General features: G+C 68.2%; 15 protein-coding genes. 7 read left to right on the top strand and 8 right to left on the bottom strand.

From position 1 onward, the window contains the following. The first annotated feature begins 66 nt into the window (after positions 1-66). The 5 genes from ALI144C_RS08605 to ALI144C_RS08585 all read left to right on the top strand — a co-directional run bounded on the left by ALI144C_RS08605 (position 67) and on the right by ALI144C_RS08585 (position 4,826). A complete protein-coding gene (locus ALI144C_RS08605; protein ID WP_076986492.1) occupies positions 67-909 on the top strand; it encodes a spermidine synthase in 843 nt (280 codons plus the stop codon). Between the two features lie 248 nt (positions 910-1,157). After that, entirely contained in the window at positions 1,158-1,607 is a 450-nt protein-coding gene (locus ALI144C_RS08600) for a L,D-transpeptidase (RefSeq protein WP_076986491.1), read from the top strand. Between the two features lie 280 nt (positions 1,608-1,887). Next, positions 1,888-2,886 carry a FecCD family ABC transporter permease gene (locus ALI144C_RS08595; protein ID WP_083752854.1) on the top strand — a complete coding sequence of 333 codons (999 nt, stop codon included), beginning with the start codon at positions 1,888-1,890 and terminating at the stop codon, positions 2,884-2,886. Then, positions 2,883-3,887 (top strand): FecCD family ABC transporter permease, encoded by a 1,005-nt coding sequence (locus ALI144C_RS08590; protein WP_076986489.1) that lies wholly within the window; start codon positions 2,883-2,885, stop codon positions 3,885-3,887. Before ALI144C_RS08595 ends, ALI144C_RS08590 begins: the two co-directional genes overlap by 4 nt. A 15-nt stretch (positions 3,888-3,902) precedes the next feature. Further along, positions 3,903-4,826 (top strand): ABC transporter substrate-binding protein, encoded by a 924-nt coding sequence (locus tag ALI144C_RS08585; RefSeq protein WP_076986488.1) that lies wholly within the window; start codon positions 3,903-3,905, stop codon positions 4,824-4,826. 69 nt (positions 4,827-4,895) lie between these two features. Here the strand turns inward: ALI144C_RS08585 and ALI144C_RS08580 are convergent, their stop codons facing one another. The 3 genes from ALI144C_RS08580 to ALI144C_RS08570 all read right to left on the bottom strand — a co-directional run bounded on the left by ALI144C_RS08580 (position 4,896) and on the right by ALI144C_RS08570 (position 6,906). Next, positions 4,896-5,459 carry a snapalysin family zinc-dependent metalloprotease gene (locus tag ALI144C_RS08580; RefSeq protein ID WP_076986487.1) on the bottom strand — a complete coding sequence of 188 codons (564 nt, stop codon included), beginning with the start codon at positions 5,457-5,459 and terminating at the stop codon, positions 4,896-4,898. Positions 5,460-5,646: 187 nt separating this feature from the next. Next, positions 5,647-6,033 carry a response regulator gene (locus tag ALI144C_RS08575; protein ID WP_076986486.1) on the bottom strand — a complete coding sequence of 129 codons (387 nt, stop codon included), beginning with the start codon at positions 6,031-6,033 and terminating at the stop codon, positions 5,647-5,649. 126 nt (positions 6,034-6,159) lie between these two features. Beyond that, on the bottom strand, positions 6,160-6,906 hold the full coding sequence (locus tag ALI144C_RS08570) for a polysaccharide deacetylase family protein (protein WP_083752853.1): 747 nt from the start codon (positions 6,904-6,906) through the stop codon (positions 6,160-6,162). Positions 6,907-7,008: 102 nt separating this feature from the next. Here ALI144C_RS08570 and ALI144C_RS08565 point away from each other — a divergent pair, with 102 nt between their 5' ends. Further along, the gene (locus ALI144C_RS08565; RefSeq protein ID WP_076986485.1) at positions 7,009-7,890 is read left to right on the top strand and encodes a polysaccharide deacetylase family protein; all 882 of its coding nucleotides are present in this window, start codon (positions 7,009-7,011) and stop codon (positions 7,888-7,890) included. Here ALI144C_RS08565 and ALI144C_RS08560 read toward each other — a convergent pair. The 5 genes from ALI144C_RS08560 to ALI144C_RS08540 form a co-directional block, all read right to left on the bottom strand. Continuing rightward, positions 7,869-8,093, bottom strand: coding sequence for a LacI family transcriptional regulator (locus ALI144C_RS08560; RefSeq protein WP_076986484.1), 225 nt, complete (start codon positions 8,091-8,093; stop codon positions 7,869-7,871). The genes ALI144C_RS08565 and ALI144C_RS08560 overlap by 22 nt on opposite strands. A gap of 74 nt (positions 8,094-8,167) precedes the next feature. Further along, the gene (locus ALI144C_RS08555) at positions 8,168-9,442 is read right to left on the bottom strand and encodes an extracellular solute-binding protein (protein ID WP_076986483.1); all 1,275 of its coding nucleotides are present in this window, start codon (positions 9,440-9,442) and stop codon (positions 8,168-8,170) included. Between the two features lie 76 nt (positions 9,443-9,518). Beyond that, complete coding sequence (locus ALI144C_RS08550; protein WP_076986482.1) at positions 9,519-11,372, bottom strand: vWA domain-containing protein; 1,854 nt, start codon at positions 11,370-11,372, stop codon at positions 9,519-9,521. Positions 11,373-11,506: 134 nt separating this feature from the next. After that, positions 11,507-12,529, bottom strand: a complete 1,023-nt coding sequence (locus ALI144C_RS08545; RefSeq protein WP_076986481.1) for a lysyl oxidase family protein — start codon at positions 12,527-12,529, stop codon at positions 11,507-11,509. 72 nt (positions 12,530-12,601) lie between these two features. Next, positions 12,602-13,993 carry an MFS transporter gene (locus ALI144C_RS08540; protein ID WP_076986480.1) on the bottom strand — a complete coding sequence of 464 codons (1,392 nt, stop codon included), beginning with the start codon at positions 13,991-13,993 and terminating at the stop codon, positions 12,602-12,604. A gap of 41 nt (positions 13,994-14,034) precedes the next feature. Between ALI144C_RS08540 and ALI144C_RS08535 the strand changes: the two genes are divergently transcribed. Beyond that, positions 14,035-14,622: a TetR/AcrR family transcriptional regulator gene (locus tag ALI144C_RS08535; RefSeq protein ID WP_168211207.1), complete on the top strand. Its 588-nt coding sequence runs from the start codon at positions 14,035-14,037 to the stop codon at positions 14,620-14,622. The last annotated feature ends 4 nt before the right edge of the window (positions 14,623-14,626 follow it).

Raw genomic sequence — 14,626 nt, 5'->3', positions numbered from 1 at the left:
CTCACGAGGTTGCCTGTAGAGAGCCCCTTGGGGACGCCCGATGAGCGGCGGACATAGGGTGGCGCCATGTCGAAGAGCCACAAGGTGCGCGGTGGGCGCTGTGACGTGCGCTTCGGCATGGCCGAGCTGATCAGGGACCTCGACCGGCCGGACGGCTGGCTGCTGAGCGTCGACGGGGTCGCCCAGTCGTACGTCGACCTGGACGACCCGACCCACCTGGAGTTCGACTACGTCCGCCAGATCGGCGACGTGATCGACCTGCTACCCGCCGGGCCGCTGACGACAGTGCACATCGGCGGCGGCGCGTGCACGCTGCCCCGCTACATCGCGGCGACCAGGCCGGGGTCGCGGCAGCTCGTGTTCGACCCGGACGAGCAGCTGATCGAGTTCGTCAGGGACCGGCTGGACCTGCGAGCCGTTCCCGCGTTGCGCGTGCGGATCGCCGAGGGCCGGGAAGGCATCACCACCCGTGGCGACGACTCGGCCGATCTGATCGTGCTGGACGCGTTCGTGTCCGCGTCGATGCCGGGCGGGCTGGCGACTGTCGAGTTCGCGCGTGAGATCAGGCGAGTCCTGCGTTCCGGTGGGACGTACATCATGAACGTCTCGGACGGGCCGGGACTGCGGTTCGTGCGCCGGGTGGTCGCGGCCGTGACCGACGTGTTCGAGGATGTCCTGATGCTCGGCGAACCCGGGGTGTTGCGTGGCCGCCGGTTCGGCAATCTGGTTGTGGCCGCCGCCACGTCGGGCTTGCCGACGGAGGAACTGGCGTCCCGTGCCGCGTCCGCGGTGTTCCCGTCCCGGTTGACCGCAGGGGACAGTCTGCGCGAGTTCCACCGCGGTGCCAAGCCGCTCACCGACGCCGATCAGGTGGCCGGACCGACTCCGCCGGAGACGGCGTTCACATAGCCCGGCCAGCTGAGTCCGATGTGGACGGAGTAGTCGCGGTGGGCCGGGAGTTTCCGCCGGTTCCGCACACCTGGCTACGCGGCCACGTCCACTCAATCCGGGACTACGTCCGCTGTGGATTGACAAGTGACGAAAATGCGCGAGAAGAGACACCGGGATCGACGAAAACCGGTCACCGGATGTGTGCCAATGCGGACAGTGGGTACCTGAATGGTACTGGCTAACGCGACCTACTAGGGGTGATAACGATGCGAGCACGTCGGTTGGCGACGGCTGCCGCGAGTGTCCCACTTGGACTGGCGCTCATGGTCGGTGCGGCTGTCGTGATGCCACAGCAAGCTCACGCCGCGACCGCGCCGTGCGCGGCGACCGCGCGGGCATGTCTTGACCTGTCGGACAATCAGGCGTGGCTGATGGACAACGGGAACGTCATCTACGGCCCGGTGCCCGTCACGCACGGCAAACCGGGTTGGCTGACGCCGCCCGGAACGTTCAAGGTGCAGCGGAAGTATCGTCATTACCGCAGCAAGCAGTTCAACGCGCCGATGCCGTACTCGGTGTTCTTCAACGGTGGCATAGCCTTCCACCAAGGAAGCCTGACGCAGAAGTCGCATGGTTGCGTGCACCTGTCCAAGGAAGCCGCCTCGACGTTCTTCCACACCTTGAGGATCGGCGATCAGGTGCAGGTGGTTCCGTAACCGAGGAGCCTTGACCTCTCCTGTCGATCATCGTGATGGCCTCGTCCGTGGCCCGTTCGAGCACGGACGAGGCCTTCGTCTGTTCCGGGTTGTTCGCGTATGACCCCGGCACCGTTGGAGATCCGGCTGCCGTTGCCCGTCGCGGGATCACGCTCGCGGTCGGGGTCGTCGCTTGGCGTGGTGCCCGGTCGATCCGGTGGCGGGTCCGATGTGGATGGCGCACGTCGCACGCTTACACTCCCTCTGATTTAGGCTTGGCTTTCCTAATAGCGAGGTGGCGGTGGGCGGACGACGGCGTGTGCTGGTGCTCGTCGGCGCGGCTGTACTGGCGATCCTCGCGGTCGGGGCCAGTCTCGCGGTCGGCAATCTCGGCATCCCGATCGGTGATGTGTGGCGGGCCCTGATCAGTCCGGACGACACAGCCAACAGCCTCATAGTCCAGTCGCAGCGGATACCGCGGACGGTCCTCGGTGTCGCGGCCGGAGCGGCGCTCGCGGTCGCGGGTGTGCTGATGCAGTCACTGACCCGCAATCCACTCGCCGACCCACGGATCATGGGCGTGAGCTCGGGGGCCTCACTGGGTGTGGTCATCGCGATCACGCTGTTCGGCATCGACACACTGCCCGGCTATGTCTGGTTCGGCATCCTGGGTGCGTTCGCGACCGGCATGCTCGTGTACACACTGGCCGCGCGGACCCGCAGCGGCTCGAGCCCGGTGACACTGGCGCTGGTCGGCGCGGCACTGGACGCGTCGTTCGGGGCGATCGTGGTCGCGGTGCTGACGCTGGACGCCCAGACGTTCGAGCAGTACCGGTTCTGGGTGATCGGCTCCTTGGCCGGACGGCCCGCCGACGTCACGTTCACCGTGCTGCCGTTCATCCTCGCGGGAGTGGTGCTGGCCGTGATCTCGGCGCGCGGGTTGGACGCGTTGGCGCTCGGCGAGGACGTCGCGGTCGGACTCGGCAACCGGATCGCGGTGACGAGGTTCACCGCGGCCGCCGGATCCGTGCTGCTCACCGGTGCGGCGGTGGCCGCCGCCGGGCCGATCGGCTTCGTCGGCTTGGCCGTGCCGCACTTCGCGCGGGCACTGGTCGGCAGCGACCACCGGTGGCTGCTCGCGGTGAGCGTGCCGCTGGGGATCGCGTTCCTGCTCGGCGCCGACGTGGTCGGACGGGTGATCCTGCTGCCGGACGAGGTGCGGGCCGGGGTGATCACCGCCGTGTTCGGCGCACCGATCCTGCTGTTCCTGGTCCGCCGACCGAGGCTGGTGACGGCATGACCCGGCTGGTGGTGCGGCCCGCCGCGAAGGTGTCGTTCACGCTGCACAAGCGCGGTGTTGTCACGGGCGCCGGGTTGCTGGTCGCGTTGGTGCTCGCGGTGGTTGCCTCCTTGGGCATCGGGTCGACGTTCGTGGAGCCCGGTGATGTCCTTCGGGCCCTGTTCGACGTTCCGACCTGGGCTGACAGGCTCGTCGAGTCGAGGGTTCCCCGGATCGTGCTGGCCATGGTGGTCGGTGCCGCGTTGGGCCTTGCGGGCGCGTTGCTGCAAGGTGTCAGCCGCAATCCGCTGGCGAGCCCGGATGTCATCGGTGTTTCCCAAGGCGCTGGGCTCGCCGCCAGCATCGTGATCGTGTCCGGTGCGCCGATCGCCGTGCTGCCTCCGTTGGCGTTGCTCGGTGGGCTCGGTGCCGCCGCGGTGGTCCTGCTGTTCGGCTCGGTGCGGGGCAACCGGTTCGTGCTCGCCGGGATCGCGGTGGCGGTGGCGTTGCGGGCGTTGACCGAGATCGTGATCGTCGGCGCCGCGCCGATCGACGGGCAGCGGGCGCAGATCTGGATCGTGGGGACGCTCGCGGGCTGGGGTTACGACGAGGCGCTGGTCATCGCGGTTGTGATCGCGGTGCTGACGCCCGTGCTGTTCTGGGCTGGGCGCGCGTTGGACACCTCGGCCTTGTCCGACGACGTCGCCGTGGCGATCGGTGTGCGTGTCGGGCCGCGGCGGCTGGTGATGGCGTTGTCCGGGGTGGTCCTCGCGGCGTTCGCGACGTCTCAGGTGGGCGCGGTGGACTTCGTCGCGCTGGCCGCACCGCAGATCGCCCGGCGGCTGGCCAGGGCCGAGCGGCCACCGCTGTTCTGTGCCGCGCTGACCGGTGCGTTGTTGACCGTCGCCGCCGACACCGCCGCGCGAACCCTGTTCGCCCCCAATCAACTGCCCGTCGGCGTGATGACCGCCGCGTTCGGCGGCGTGTACCTGATCTGGTTGCTGGTGCGCCGAAAGCGCTGACGGAAAGGAACATCCATGCGGAGGATCGCGACGCTGCTCGCCGCCGCGCTCGTGCTGAGCGCGTGCGGGACGGGCACGACCCCACCTGGCGGCGACCAGGCGCCCGCGACCGGTGAGATCCGCGCGGTCGAACACGCGATGGGTGAGACCAAGGTGCCCGCGTCGCCGAAGCGGGTCGTCGTCCTGGACACAGACAAACTGGACACCATGTTCAGCCTCGGCATGACGCCCGTCGGCGCCGCGCAGGCCTCGCAGAACACCAAGATCCCGACCTACCTCGGCCAGGGATTCGCCTCGGTCAAGGCGGTCGGCACGACGCAGGAGCCGGATCTCGACGCGATCAGGGCGCTGCGGCCGGACCTGATCCTCGGCTCGAAGTTCCGCCAGGAGAAGTTCTACGACGAGCTGACCTCGATCGCGCCGACCGTGTACACCGACAAGGTCGGGATCACCTGGAAGGAGAACTTCCTGCTCGACGCGGACGCGTTGGGCAAGAAGACCGAGGCGCAGGGCCTGCTGGACGAGTACACGCAGCGGGCGTCGAGCTTGAAGAAGACCACGCAGAAGGTCTCGATCGTCCGGTTCATGCCCGACGAGATCCGCGTTTACGGCCCCGAGTCGTTCTCCGGGATCGTGCTGAAGGACGCGGGCGTGCCGCGCACCGCACGCCAGGAATTGGCGGACAAATCGGACAAGCGGTTCGACAAGGTGTCGCCGGAGCGCGTCCAGGAAGTCGACGGCGACGTCATCTTCGTGTCCGCGTACGGCGAGAAAGCCGCGCAGCGCCAGGCGGAGGTGACCGCGGGGCCGTTGTGGGGCAAGTTGTCCGCGGTGGCCGCGGGCCGCTCGTACGTGGTCGACGACGAGGTGTGGATGCTCGGCATCGGCGTCACCGCCGCCGGCAAGATCCTCGACGACCTGCAGAAACACCTGGCCTGACAGCAGACGAAGGGGCCGCACCCCGGTGGCGCGGCCCCTCTCGCTGTGCCGTCTTCAGGCCGTGCTGACCTAGAAGGCGGCGTCGATCAGGACCACGTCGCTGCTCTGCTGCTGGGCAGTGCCCGCGTAGTTCCGCTCAACCCTGGACTTCTCGCTGGCGTTCGGGTTGACGCTGGTGCAGTTCACACCGCCGGTCGAGCCGGACATCAGCGACGAGCACGGGCCGGGCTTGACGTCCGGCAGGCCGAGGCTGTGGCCCATCTCGTGCGCCGCGATCCGGACCGTGTGATAGCCCTGCTGGACGGCCTGGCGACCCATCCAGATGGTGACCTGGCCGCTCGGGCGGACCGGGCCGAGGGTGGCGCGCGGCCAACCGTTGTCCGCGACGATCCGGATGTTCGCGCGCTGGCCGGGCTGGGCCTTCACGATCCGGACGTTCTGCACATTGGTGTTCCACACGTTGGCGCCGTCCGCGACCGCCTGCTTGAACTCCGCGGCCTGGCTGTCGTCATAGGTGAGGGTGGTGGCCAGCACCGCCGGTGCCGCCGCCGGGGCGGCAGTGGCTGTGGTGGCCGTGAGCGGCAGGACCAGCGCGGTACCAGCCACAACACCGATGAGTGTGCGTCGAAGCACGATCTACTCCTCTGGTTGCATGTTTGCAGGGGTTGAGAGCAACCGTGGCGCCGGGGGTTCATGCCGACGCCATAGCTCGATGTTATGAGGCTGTTCGGTGTGTGCGTAACCCGCCGATAGTTGCGCGATAATCCGGTAGCACCAGGCAGGCACCATCGTGCCCCGTGGCTCGCGCGGTCCCCTGGGGTCAGTTCGTCGACGCGACGGGGCTGATGACGGTCATTCCGGAGTGGACCGCGCGGACGGCCGACGCCAGTTCCGAACCAGTCGAGTCCTTGAGCACGAACCCCGACGCGCCGAGGCCCAGCGCGGCGAGGATGTCCCTGTCCCGGCCGACACCGGTCATCACCAGCGCCCGGGTCGCCGAGTTGATCCCGCGCAACACCGCGAGACCGTCCGTCCCCGGCATGTACAGGTCGAGCAGCATGACGTCGATCGCGCTCAGATCCAGCCCGAACACCTCGTCGCCGGACGCGCACTTCGCGACAACGGAGATGTCCGACTGGGCATTCAGGACGAACGCCAGTCCATCCCGGACAACAGCTTTGTCGTCGACGATCGCCACCCGGATCATCGCAACACCTTAGCCCACGATCGGCGATGGGTGTGCGTTGCCGCGCGATTGGCATGGGGCGGTTGTGTTTGGGCCAATGGGCTGACCATTTTTCCAGTGACGGCCGGGTACCAAGTTTGTTGGATCCTACTTTCCTTGATACGTCAGCAGTTCCCGGACAGTGACGAACCGGTACCCGTCCGCCGTCAACCGGTCGACGATCGGTCCGACCGCGCGCCGGGTCTGCTCCCGGCCCGCGTACATGCCGTGCAACAGGATGATCGAGCCGGGGCGGGTGTCGGCCACGGTGCGGTCGACGATCCGCGCGGTGCTGGCGTCCACGTCCGGGTCGGTGTTCGGCTCGACGTCCCACATGATCGTCCTGCGGTGGTGCTCGGCCAGGTAATGCGGCAACGCCAACAGCTTCTTGCCGTTCGGCGGCCGGAAGGTGATCTCACCCCGGTAACCGGCGTTCCTGATCAGCTTGTCGGTCCGCTCGACCTCGTCGGCGACGAAACCCGGTGACACGAACACCATCCGCTCGTGCGAGTACGTGTGGTTGCCGATCTCGTGCCCCGCCGCCACGATCGCCTTCGCCAGGTCCGGGTGTGCCGCCATGTCCCGGCCGATCAGGTAGAACGTGGCGGGAACCCGGGCGCGGGCCAGGTCGTCGAGCAGCGGCCGCGTGCCTGCCGGGTCGGGCCCGTCGTCGAACGTCAACGCCACCACCTTGGCCGACGTGTCGACCCGGTCGGTGAGCTCGCCGAAGAACTGGAACGACCTCGCACTGGTCACCGCCTGCAACCCGACCACGCCACCGACCAGGACCAACACCGTGACCAGTCCGGCGATCACCCAACGGCGGGCGCGGCGGGACGAGGGAAGAACTCGCACGCGGACACTCTGGCAGGCCGGGTCCAACTGTGTGACACGGGTTGGGCACCGGTGGCCGGGCTATGTTCGAGCTTGCGCCCGGACACGGAAGGAACGCCTTCGATGGACAACACCCGGTACGAGTACTGGCCGTTGATCGACCGCCCGAGACTGGACCTGCCCCACGGTGCCCGGCTGGCGTTCTGGATCGGGTACAACGTCGAGCACTTCGAGATGGGCAAACCGTCGACCAGCATCTTCGACGGCACCGCGATGCTCCGGCCGGATCCGCTGAACCACGGGTGGCGCGAATACGGCGTGCGCGTCGGCGTGTGGCGCATGATGGAGTTGCTGAGCGAGTACGGCATCCGGGCCAGCGTGACCCTCAACTCCGACGTGTGCGCCCACTACCCGCGGATCGTCGAGGAAGGCACCAAGCTCGACTGGACCTGGATCGCGCACGGCAGGAACAACTCGATCTTCCAGACCGGCATGTCACCGGAGGACGAACGCGCCTACCTGACCGACGTGATCACGACCATCGAGGGCAGCACCGGACGGCGACCGAGGGGCTGGCTCGGGCCCGCGCTGACCGAAACCTTCGCGACACCGGACATCCTGGCCGAACTCGGCGTGGACTACGTGCTGGACTGGTGCAACGACGACCAGCCGTACCCGATGAAGGTCACCGGCGGCCGGATGATCAGCGTGCCGTACTCCATCGAGGTCAACGACATCCCGCTGTTCCTCGGCAGGGGATACACCGGCGAACAGTTCTACCAGGCCGTGATCGACCAGTTCGACCAGCTCTACGCGGAAGGGGAACGAACCGGCCGGGTGATGGGCCTCGCGCTGCACCCGTTCCTGGTCAACCAGCCCTTCCGGCACAAATACCTGGCCAAGGCGCTGCGGTACATCACCGGTCACGACGACGTCTGGCTCACCACCAGCGACGAGATCGCCGACTGGTACTACCGCGAGTACTACGACCAGGTGACCAGCTGAGCCAGCGGGACTTCACCGGACCTGCGCAGTGAGCGCAGCCGTGGATCTGGCCTGTTCAGCCGGAACGAGCTCGACCAGCGACGGTAGACCACCCGGCGGTGGCCGTGGTCGAGCAGGTGCCGGGTCAGCAGGTACGCGCTCTGCTCGTTCTCGGTGTTGATCACGTCCGTGCCTGCCACCTGCGGCCTGCCGAGCAGGACCACCGGGACAGGCTGTTCTGAATTGTCACTGCTGGTGATGGGCCAGTGACTCAGGAAACTGTTCGCTGGTCGTACGCCTAGCAGTTCAGCGCCGCGGTGAGGCGTTCGGTGGCGTTGGACGGCAGTTTCCCACCGGCGTTCAGCGTCTCGTTCACCACGGCGCGGAACGCCTCGGCGAACCGGACGTAACAGGGGGAGACCGGCCGGAGCTTCGCGCGGTTGATGGTGTCACGCAGGGCTTCCGCGTACGGGCGCCGATGACGCACCTCGGCGTCCTCGTAGACGACGTCACGCGTGGCGGCGAACCCGCCGCGTTCGAAGAGGATCTGTTGGCTGCGCGGGCCGGTCAGGAACTCGATCAACGCGCGAGCCGCCCGCGGCCGTTCGGACTTGCTGGACACGGCCAGGTTCTGCCCGCCGAGCACACTGGGCCCCGGCAGCGGCACGACTTTGAAGAACGCCGTCTGGTTGGCGTCGTCCGAGGTCAGGCTGTCCAGGTTGCGGTAGGCCACCGGCCAGTTGCGCATGAACGCGACTTTGCCTTCGGCGAAGGCGTTCATGCTGGCCGTCTCGTCCTGATCCCGTGCCTCCTGCATAATCACGCGCGGGTTGGCGTCGGACCGCAGCCCGTCGGCGAGCCTGAGCAATCCGGCCCGCGCCTGGGGCGAGTCGATCACGACCTTCCCGTTCTCGTCGACCACCTCGCCGCCCTCGTCCCAGATCGCCTCGAAGCCGTTGACGACCAGCCCCTCGTAGTCCGCCAGTTGCGCGGTGTACCCCGCCACCAACCGGCTGTCGTGCGGACCGCCCATCAGCCGCCGGGTCTCGTTGACGATGTCCTTCCACGTGGACGGCGCCTTCACGTCAGGGTGCCGGTGGTACAGCAGGCCCGCGTCGGTGTTGAACGGCAACGCCCACAGTTTGCCTTCGTGCCAACAGGTGCGCAGCGGGTTGGCCATGAAGCCCGATGTGTCGGCTGCGGGCTCGTCCAGTTCGGCGATGTAGTCGCGCTCGGCGAACTCCGCGGTCCACGCCGCGTCCAGGTTGTAGATGTCAGGTTTGCGGGCGGGGCCCTGCGCGCGTGCGACCATCTCGCTGTACTGGTCGTCGGCGCCGAGCGCGAGTTCCTCGATCCGGGCGGGGTGGTCCGGGTGCGTCTTGTTCCACTGGTTGACCAGTTCCTGGCGCTGCCCGCCGTTGCTCTGGTCCTTGCCGGAGATGATGACCAACGGGCCCTTCTCCAGCCCTGGCGCCCCGGACTCCCACGGCCGGACCACCCCGGCCGCGACCAGCGCGCCGACCACCAAGGTCGCCACCGCGCCCAACCCGAACGACGACCACTTCACCTTCATCGATGACCCTCCCCAGTCCCATCGCGCCCAGTCACATCCAGCCCAGTCACATCCAGCCCACTCACATCGCGCCCGGTCAGACCGAACGCAGCAGTTCGGCCAGGTCCGCCTGCAGCGTGGTCACGCCCACCTGGCGGCAGGAACCGCCGCTGTGCCCGGTCACGTCGATCAGCACCTGGGTGCCGCAACTGGCCTCGCCGAACGCCAGCACCAGCACCCGCGCACCGGCCAGGTCGGCCAACTGCTGCGGCGACACGTCGTCGACGTTGTTGCTGCCGTCGGTCAACAGGACCAGGACGCCGTCTTGCCCGGCCGCCCGCGCACCGTCCAGGATCGCCCGGTGCTGCGGGGTGTTGCCCACGGGCCGCACCCGGCCGATCGAGTCCTTGTCGACCGGCAGCACGCCCAGCGTCGCCGAGAAGACGTGCAACGACACCTGAGCCCGTTTGGCCAGGTTGTCCTGCTCGGCGAGGATCGCCTTCACCGCCAGGCTGTACCGGGTCTCACCGCCGACGCGTTGCCGCATGGACCCCGAGGCGTCCAAGGAGACGACCACCCGGCCGGTCCTGCGGACCGTGTCCTTGATCCCGGTCATCTCCTCGGCCACGCCGGGCCCGGGACTGGCCTGCCCGGAGACGTAGTTCGGCGGCCCGCCGGGGACCACGCCGTTGGCCATCGACACCGGCTCCTGCAACGGGGTGCCGGGCGGCGGGCGAAGCCGTTGCAGCACAGCCGCCTCGGCACCCGCCGCGCTGGTCAGCCAGGTCCGGAACGCGACGGCGGCGTCGCGTTGACTGGCGCTCCGCGGCGCTTCCGACCACGTCAGCAGCGCCAACGGCCGGTCGAAGCTGTACGTGTCCGACGGGTACAGCGCCCGCATGCACGCCGGCGGTCCATTCGGGACATCGCAGCCCCTGCCGCTTCGGTCCCGCACCGACTGGTTGTACCGGATCAGGTCCGGCTCCGCGAGCACGAGCGCCGCGCCCGCCGTGCCGAGCTCACGTTGCTTGCGCAGCAACGCGTCCACGTCCGCCCCGGACGGGTACTGGCCGGACTTGGTCGAACTGTCCACCCAGGCTTCGAATCCCTGTGCCCACGCCGGGTTCTGACGCAGCTGGACCCGGCCGTCCTCACTGCCGTAGATCGCCACCGTTGCCAGTTCGCCGACGGTGGACGTGACCGGTCGCGCCAGGCCGACTCCGGCCGCCCGCAGTTTGTCGACCAGGGTTCGCCACGTCTGGCCCTGCCACGCCTCGTCGGTCAGCTTGATCCCGGTGTGCGCGGGCACGGCGAGCACGATCGGCGACGACCCGAGCGACGGCGTCACGTCCATGACCGGACCGAACCCGGTCATCTCCTTGGAGTTCTTGACCGTTTCGACATGCATCCCGTTCTCGGGCAGCCAGATGTCCGGTCGTGGTCCGTCCTCCAGGTACTCCGCGCTCCACTCGGCGCCGAGGCCCGCCATCGCACGCTTCGCGGGCAACGCGAAGACGTGCACATCCGCCGGGCGGCACGAACCGTCGCGCTCGGCCTCGGCGTCCTCGAACCGACCCGCGAGTGCCCGGTACGGTGCCAGCAGTTCGGGCGTGGTCAGGACACGGACCTGGGCCGGCGGGTCACACCCCCCGAGCCTGATCCTCGGGATCCCGGGTACCAGAACGAACGCAGCGCCGCAGGCGAGCGTGACGACGATGGCGACCGCGATGATCCGCTCGTGGGGCAGGTCGAGCAGAAACGCCGTGATCACCTCGACCAGCCCGGCACCGACGACGGCGAGGAGCAGCGCCCCGACGACGAAGATGATCCAGCTGACGACGCCTTCCGGTGGATCGGTCACGACGGCGACGATGATCGTCCCGACGGCGATGAGCACGCCGTTGATCATCTTGGTGCGGCCTGGTTCCTTCTTCGGAACTTGACCGTTCATCGTGACAGAGTCACCTCCCCGGCCAGACACCCTATGGTCTCCGCCGGGGAGGTGTCCCGCGTTCTGCGGTATCCGGCCGACAATCACTCAGCAGGACTAACGAAACGTCCCTCCGGTGACATCGGGGCGGTGGCTCAGTGGTGGCGCCGGGGCTCGCCCTTCGGGTGGACGATCCGGTCGCTCGACACCCTGGGGCGCAGGTGCTGAGTGGCGGCGCACCGCTCCTGGCCGGGGCAGCCCGCGAGGAGTTTCACGGTCGGCGGCGCGACGATCTTCTGCGGCGCCTGTTTCGCGCCCTGGGGCCACTGGATCGACAACGCCATCGACGAGGAGTTGTTGGTGTAGTCGCTCTCCAGCAGGGTGCGAGTCGAGTTCACCGTGTTGACCAGGTCGTACGTGCCGGACGGCATGCTCGTGATGTCCAGCCACTGGAAGTCCACGTCGTAGCGGTAGTCGTCGCCCTGACCGACCGAGATGCCGACCTTCACGTCCGTCGCCCCCGGGGTGTCGAACGCGCACCTGTTGTCCCGCAAGTACTCCGACAGCCGGTACTCCGGGGTGTCGGCGACGCGCGGCGCGTTCGGCAACGTCTCGTTCGCGTCGTTGGCGTAGCGGTCGCCGAGGCAGAAGCCGTTCTTGCGGTCGCGCACCACGGTCCGGCCGTCCGGCGTGCGCAGTTGCATCTGCTCGAAGCCCATCAGGTGCCAGTGCCGGTGCATCGGCGCGGGTTCGTAGTACATCGAATTGTTCGTCTGCTGGCGGGCCTCGGTGTAGGACACCGGGATCTGGCCGTGCCTGCCCGCCTGGAAACCTTGCCGGACCTCCATGGTGGGGGAGTTGACCGCCCTGCGGCCGAACAACAACAGCGGGCCTTGCCCGACGTTCTCCTCCGCGGTGGTGAACCGCAGCCGGACGGCCTTGACCGGTTTGCGGAGAACGATCCCCGCCCCGATGCAGTCCCCGTTCGGCGCGTCCGCGTCGGCGACCATGCAGACGTCCCAGTCCTCGCACTCCGCGGGATCACCCGTGTAACCGCCGTGGCACCCCGGTGGGGCCTGCCGCAGATCCGGCATCAGGAGTTGTTCGCCCGCACTGGCCGGGGGGATGATCACGACCGCTGCCAGCAACGCCACCGCACCGGCGACCCAGGACCTCATGCGGCCACACCATAAGTGATCATCCACTCGGAACATCCCGTTCGGACGCAGATACACCCAGCCGTGTGACAACTACACGTGTTCGGCGTCACGCGCCGGCAACCAGAGCGCGGCGAGCACCGCCGTCACAAGCATCACGGCGGCGCTCACCCCTGCCGCGGTCGCCAGACCGTCGAAGAACGCGGACTTGCCCGCCTCGGCGATCGTCCGGCCGCCCAGCCGAGCGGCCATCACGCTGCCGAGGATCGCGACCCCCAGTCCCGCACCGAGTTCGAAGGACGTTTCCTGGATCGCGGCCGCACCACCGGCTCGCTGCGGCGCGACGCTTGTCATGATCGCTTGCGAGCCCGCGGTCGCCGCGATGCTGGCCCCCACCCCCATACCGATGAACCCGATGACGATGACCACCCGGTCGGCGCTCCCGCCGAGCAGGGTGAACAGGCTGAGGGACACCGCGATCAGGCCGAAGGCGCCGGACAACGCCATCCTCGTGCCCAACCGCCGCACGATCGAGCCGGTCAGCGGCGAGGCGACCAGGCTGGCCAGCGCCAACGGCAGCAGCCACAGCCCGGTGGCCAGCGGCCCGAAGCCCTCGAAGACCTGGAAGTACTGCGTCAGGAAGAACACCACGCCGAAGAAACCGAAGAACGACAACAACACCGACAACGTCGCCGCGGTGAACCGCTTCGCCTTGAACAACGACAGGTCCAGCAGCGGGCTGGCCAGCCCGCGCTGCCTGCGCACGAACACCACGCCCAGCGCCACCCCCGCGACGAGGACCGCCACCGCGCTCGCCGATCCGTGAGTGGCCAGTTCCTTGATGCCGTACACCACGCCGACGACGGCCGCCATCGACAGCAACACGCTCAACGGGTCGAACCTGCCCGGACTGGGGTCACGCGACTCCGGCACGTGCGTGATCGTCAGCGCCACGGCCACCACGATGATCGGCAGGCTGGTCAGGAACACCGATCCCCACCAGAAGTGTTCCAGCATCGCACCGGCGATGATCGGGCCGATCGCCGCGCCCGCCGCCGCGGTGGCCGTCCAGATGCCGATCGCGAACGAGCGTTCCCGTTCGTCGGTGAACACCGTCCGGATGATCGACAACGTGGCAGGCATGATCATCGCCCCGCCGACGCCACGCAGGACCCGGGACGCGAGCAGCACTTCCGTCGAACCCGCGAACGCCGCGACCACCGACGCGGCGCCGAACAGCACCATGCCGGCGACGAAGAACCGTTTGCGCCCCAGCCGGTCGCTCGCGGTACCCGCCGTGACCAGCAGTCCGGCCACGACCAGCGAGTAGAGGTCGACGATCCACAGCATGCCGGTCGCGGTCGGTCGCAGCGCCGCTGCGATCGCGGGTAAGGCCACGGTCAGGATCGTGTTGTCCATCGCCACGAGGAGCAGCCCGGTGCACATCAGTGCGAGAACGAGCCACCGATTCTCTCGTATGTTCATACCGTATGACCGTACAGTACGGCCGTGAGTACAGTAACCCCATGAGCCCACGACGAGCCGGCGGCGACAAGCGGGCGGAAGTCCTCAACCACGTGGTCGAGGTGCTGACGGAGCGCGGCTACGACCGGACGCGGTTCACCGATGTCGCCAAGGTCGCCGGTGTCGCGGTCAGCACACTGCAGTTCTACTTCGGCTCCCGCGACGACATGCTCGTCGAAGCGTTGCACTTCTCGTGCGCGCGGGAGGTGGAGCGGCTCGCCGCGATCGAACCGGACGCGCCGCCGTGGGAACGGCTGGTCGCGCTGGTCGAGCACTCGCTGGACCCGAGGGACGAGGGCTTCTGGCGGGTGCTGCACGAGTTCTGGTACGCCTCGATGCATGACGAGGAACTGCGGGCGCACAGCGAGAAGCTGCAACGCGACTGGAGCAGGCCGTTCGCCGACGCGATCACCAGGGGAGCCGAGACCGGTGACTTCAAGATCGGCGACGTCGGCAATATGGTGACGCTGGTGGTCGGCATCACCGACGGGTTGATGCTGCCACAGGTGCTCAAGCACAAGTACTACGACGTGGACGGCTTGCGGAAGCTGACGCTCGACGTACTCGCCAAAGCACTCGGGGTTCGATGACTGA

It is taken from the genome of Actinosynnema sp. ALI-1.44 (genome assembly GCF_001984155.1).
Taxonomy (GTDB): Bacteria; Actinomycetota; Actinomycetes; order Mycobacteriales; family Pseudonocardiaceae; genus Kibdelosporangium.
The sequence above is the reverse complement of the archived record's forward strand: the minus strand, read 5'-3'. Positions and strand labels throughout refer to the sequence as shown.

Excerpts from the sequence above, each read along its gene's own strand:
- ALI144C_RS08605 (WP_076986492.1), top strand. The coding sequence starts at position 67 with ATGTCGAAGAGCCACAAGGTGCGCGGTGGGCGCTGTGACGTGCGCTTC.
- ALI144C_RS08600 (WP_076986491.1), top strand. The coding sequence starts at position 1,158 with ATGCGAGCACGTCGGTTGGCGACGGCTGCCGCGAGTGTCCCACTTGGA.
- ALI144C_RS08590 (WP_076986489.1), top strand. The coding sequence starts at position 2,883 with ATGACCCGGCTGGTGGTGCGGCCCGCCGCGAAGGTGTCGTTCACGCTG.
- ALI144C_RS08585 (WP_076986488.1), top strand. The coding sequence starts at position 3,903 with ATGCGGAGGATCGCGACGCTGCTCGCCGCCGCGCTCGTGCTGAGCGCG.
- ALI144C_RS08575 (WP_076986486.1), bottom strand. The coding sequence starts at position 6,033 with ATGATCCGGGTGGCGATCGTCGACGACAAAGCTGTTGTCCGGGATGGA.
- ALI144C_RS08565 (WP_076986485.1), top strand. The coding sequence starts at position 7,009 with ATGGACAACACCCGGTACGAGTACTGGCCGTTGATCGACCGCCCGAGA.
- ALI144C_RS08555 (WP_076986483.1), bottom strand. The coding sequence starts at position 9,442 with ATGAAGGTGAAGTGGTCGTCGTTCGGGTTGGGCGCGGTGGCGACCTTG.
- ALI144C_RS08550 (WP_076986482.1), bottom strand. The coding sequence starts at position 11,372 with ATGAACGGTCAAGTTCCGAAGAAGGAACCAGGCCGCACCAAGATGATC.
- ALI144C_RS08545 (WP_076986481.1), bottom strand. The coding sequence starts at position 12,529 with ATGAGGTCCTGGGTCGCCGGTGCGGTGGCGTTGCTGGCAGCGGTCGTG.
- ALI144C_RS08540 (WP_076986480.1), bottom strand. The coding sequence starts at position 13,993 with ATGAACATACGAGAGAATCGGTGGCTCGTTCTCGCACTGATGTGCACC.
- ALI144C_RS08535 (WP_168211207.1), top strand. The coding sequence starts at position 14,035 with ATGAGCCCACGACGAGCCGGCGGCGACAAGCGGGCGGAAGTCCTCAAC.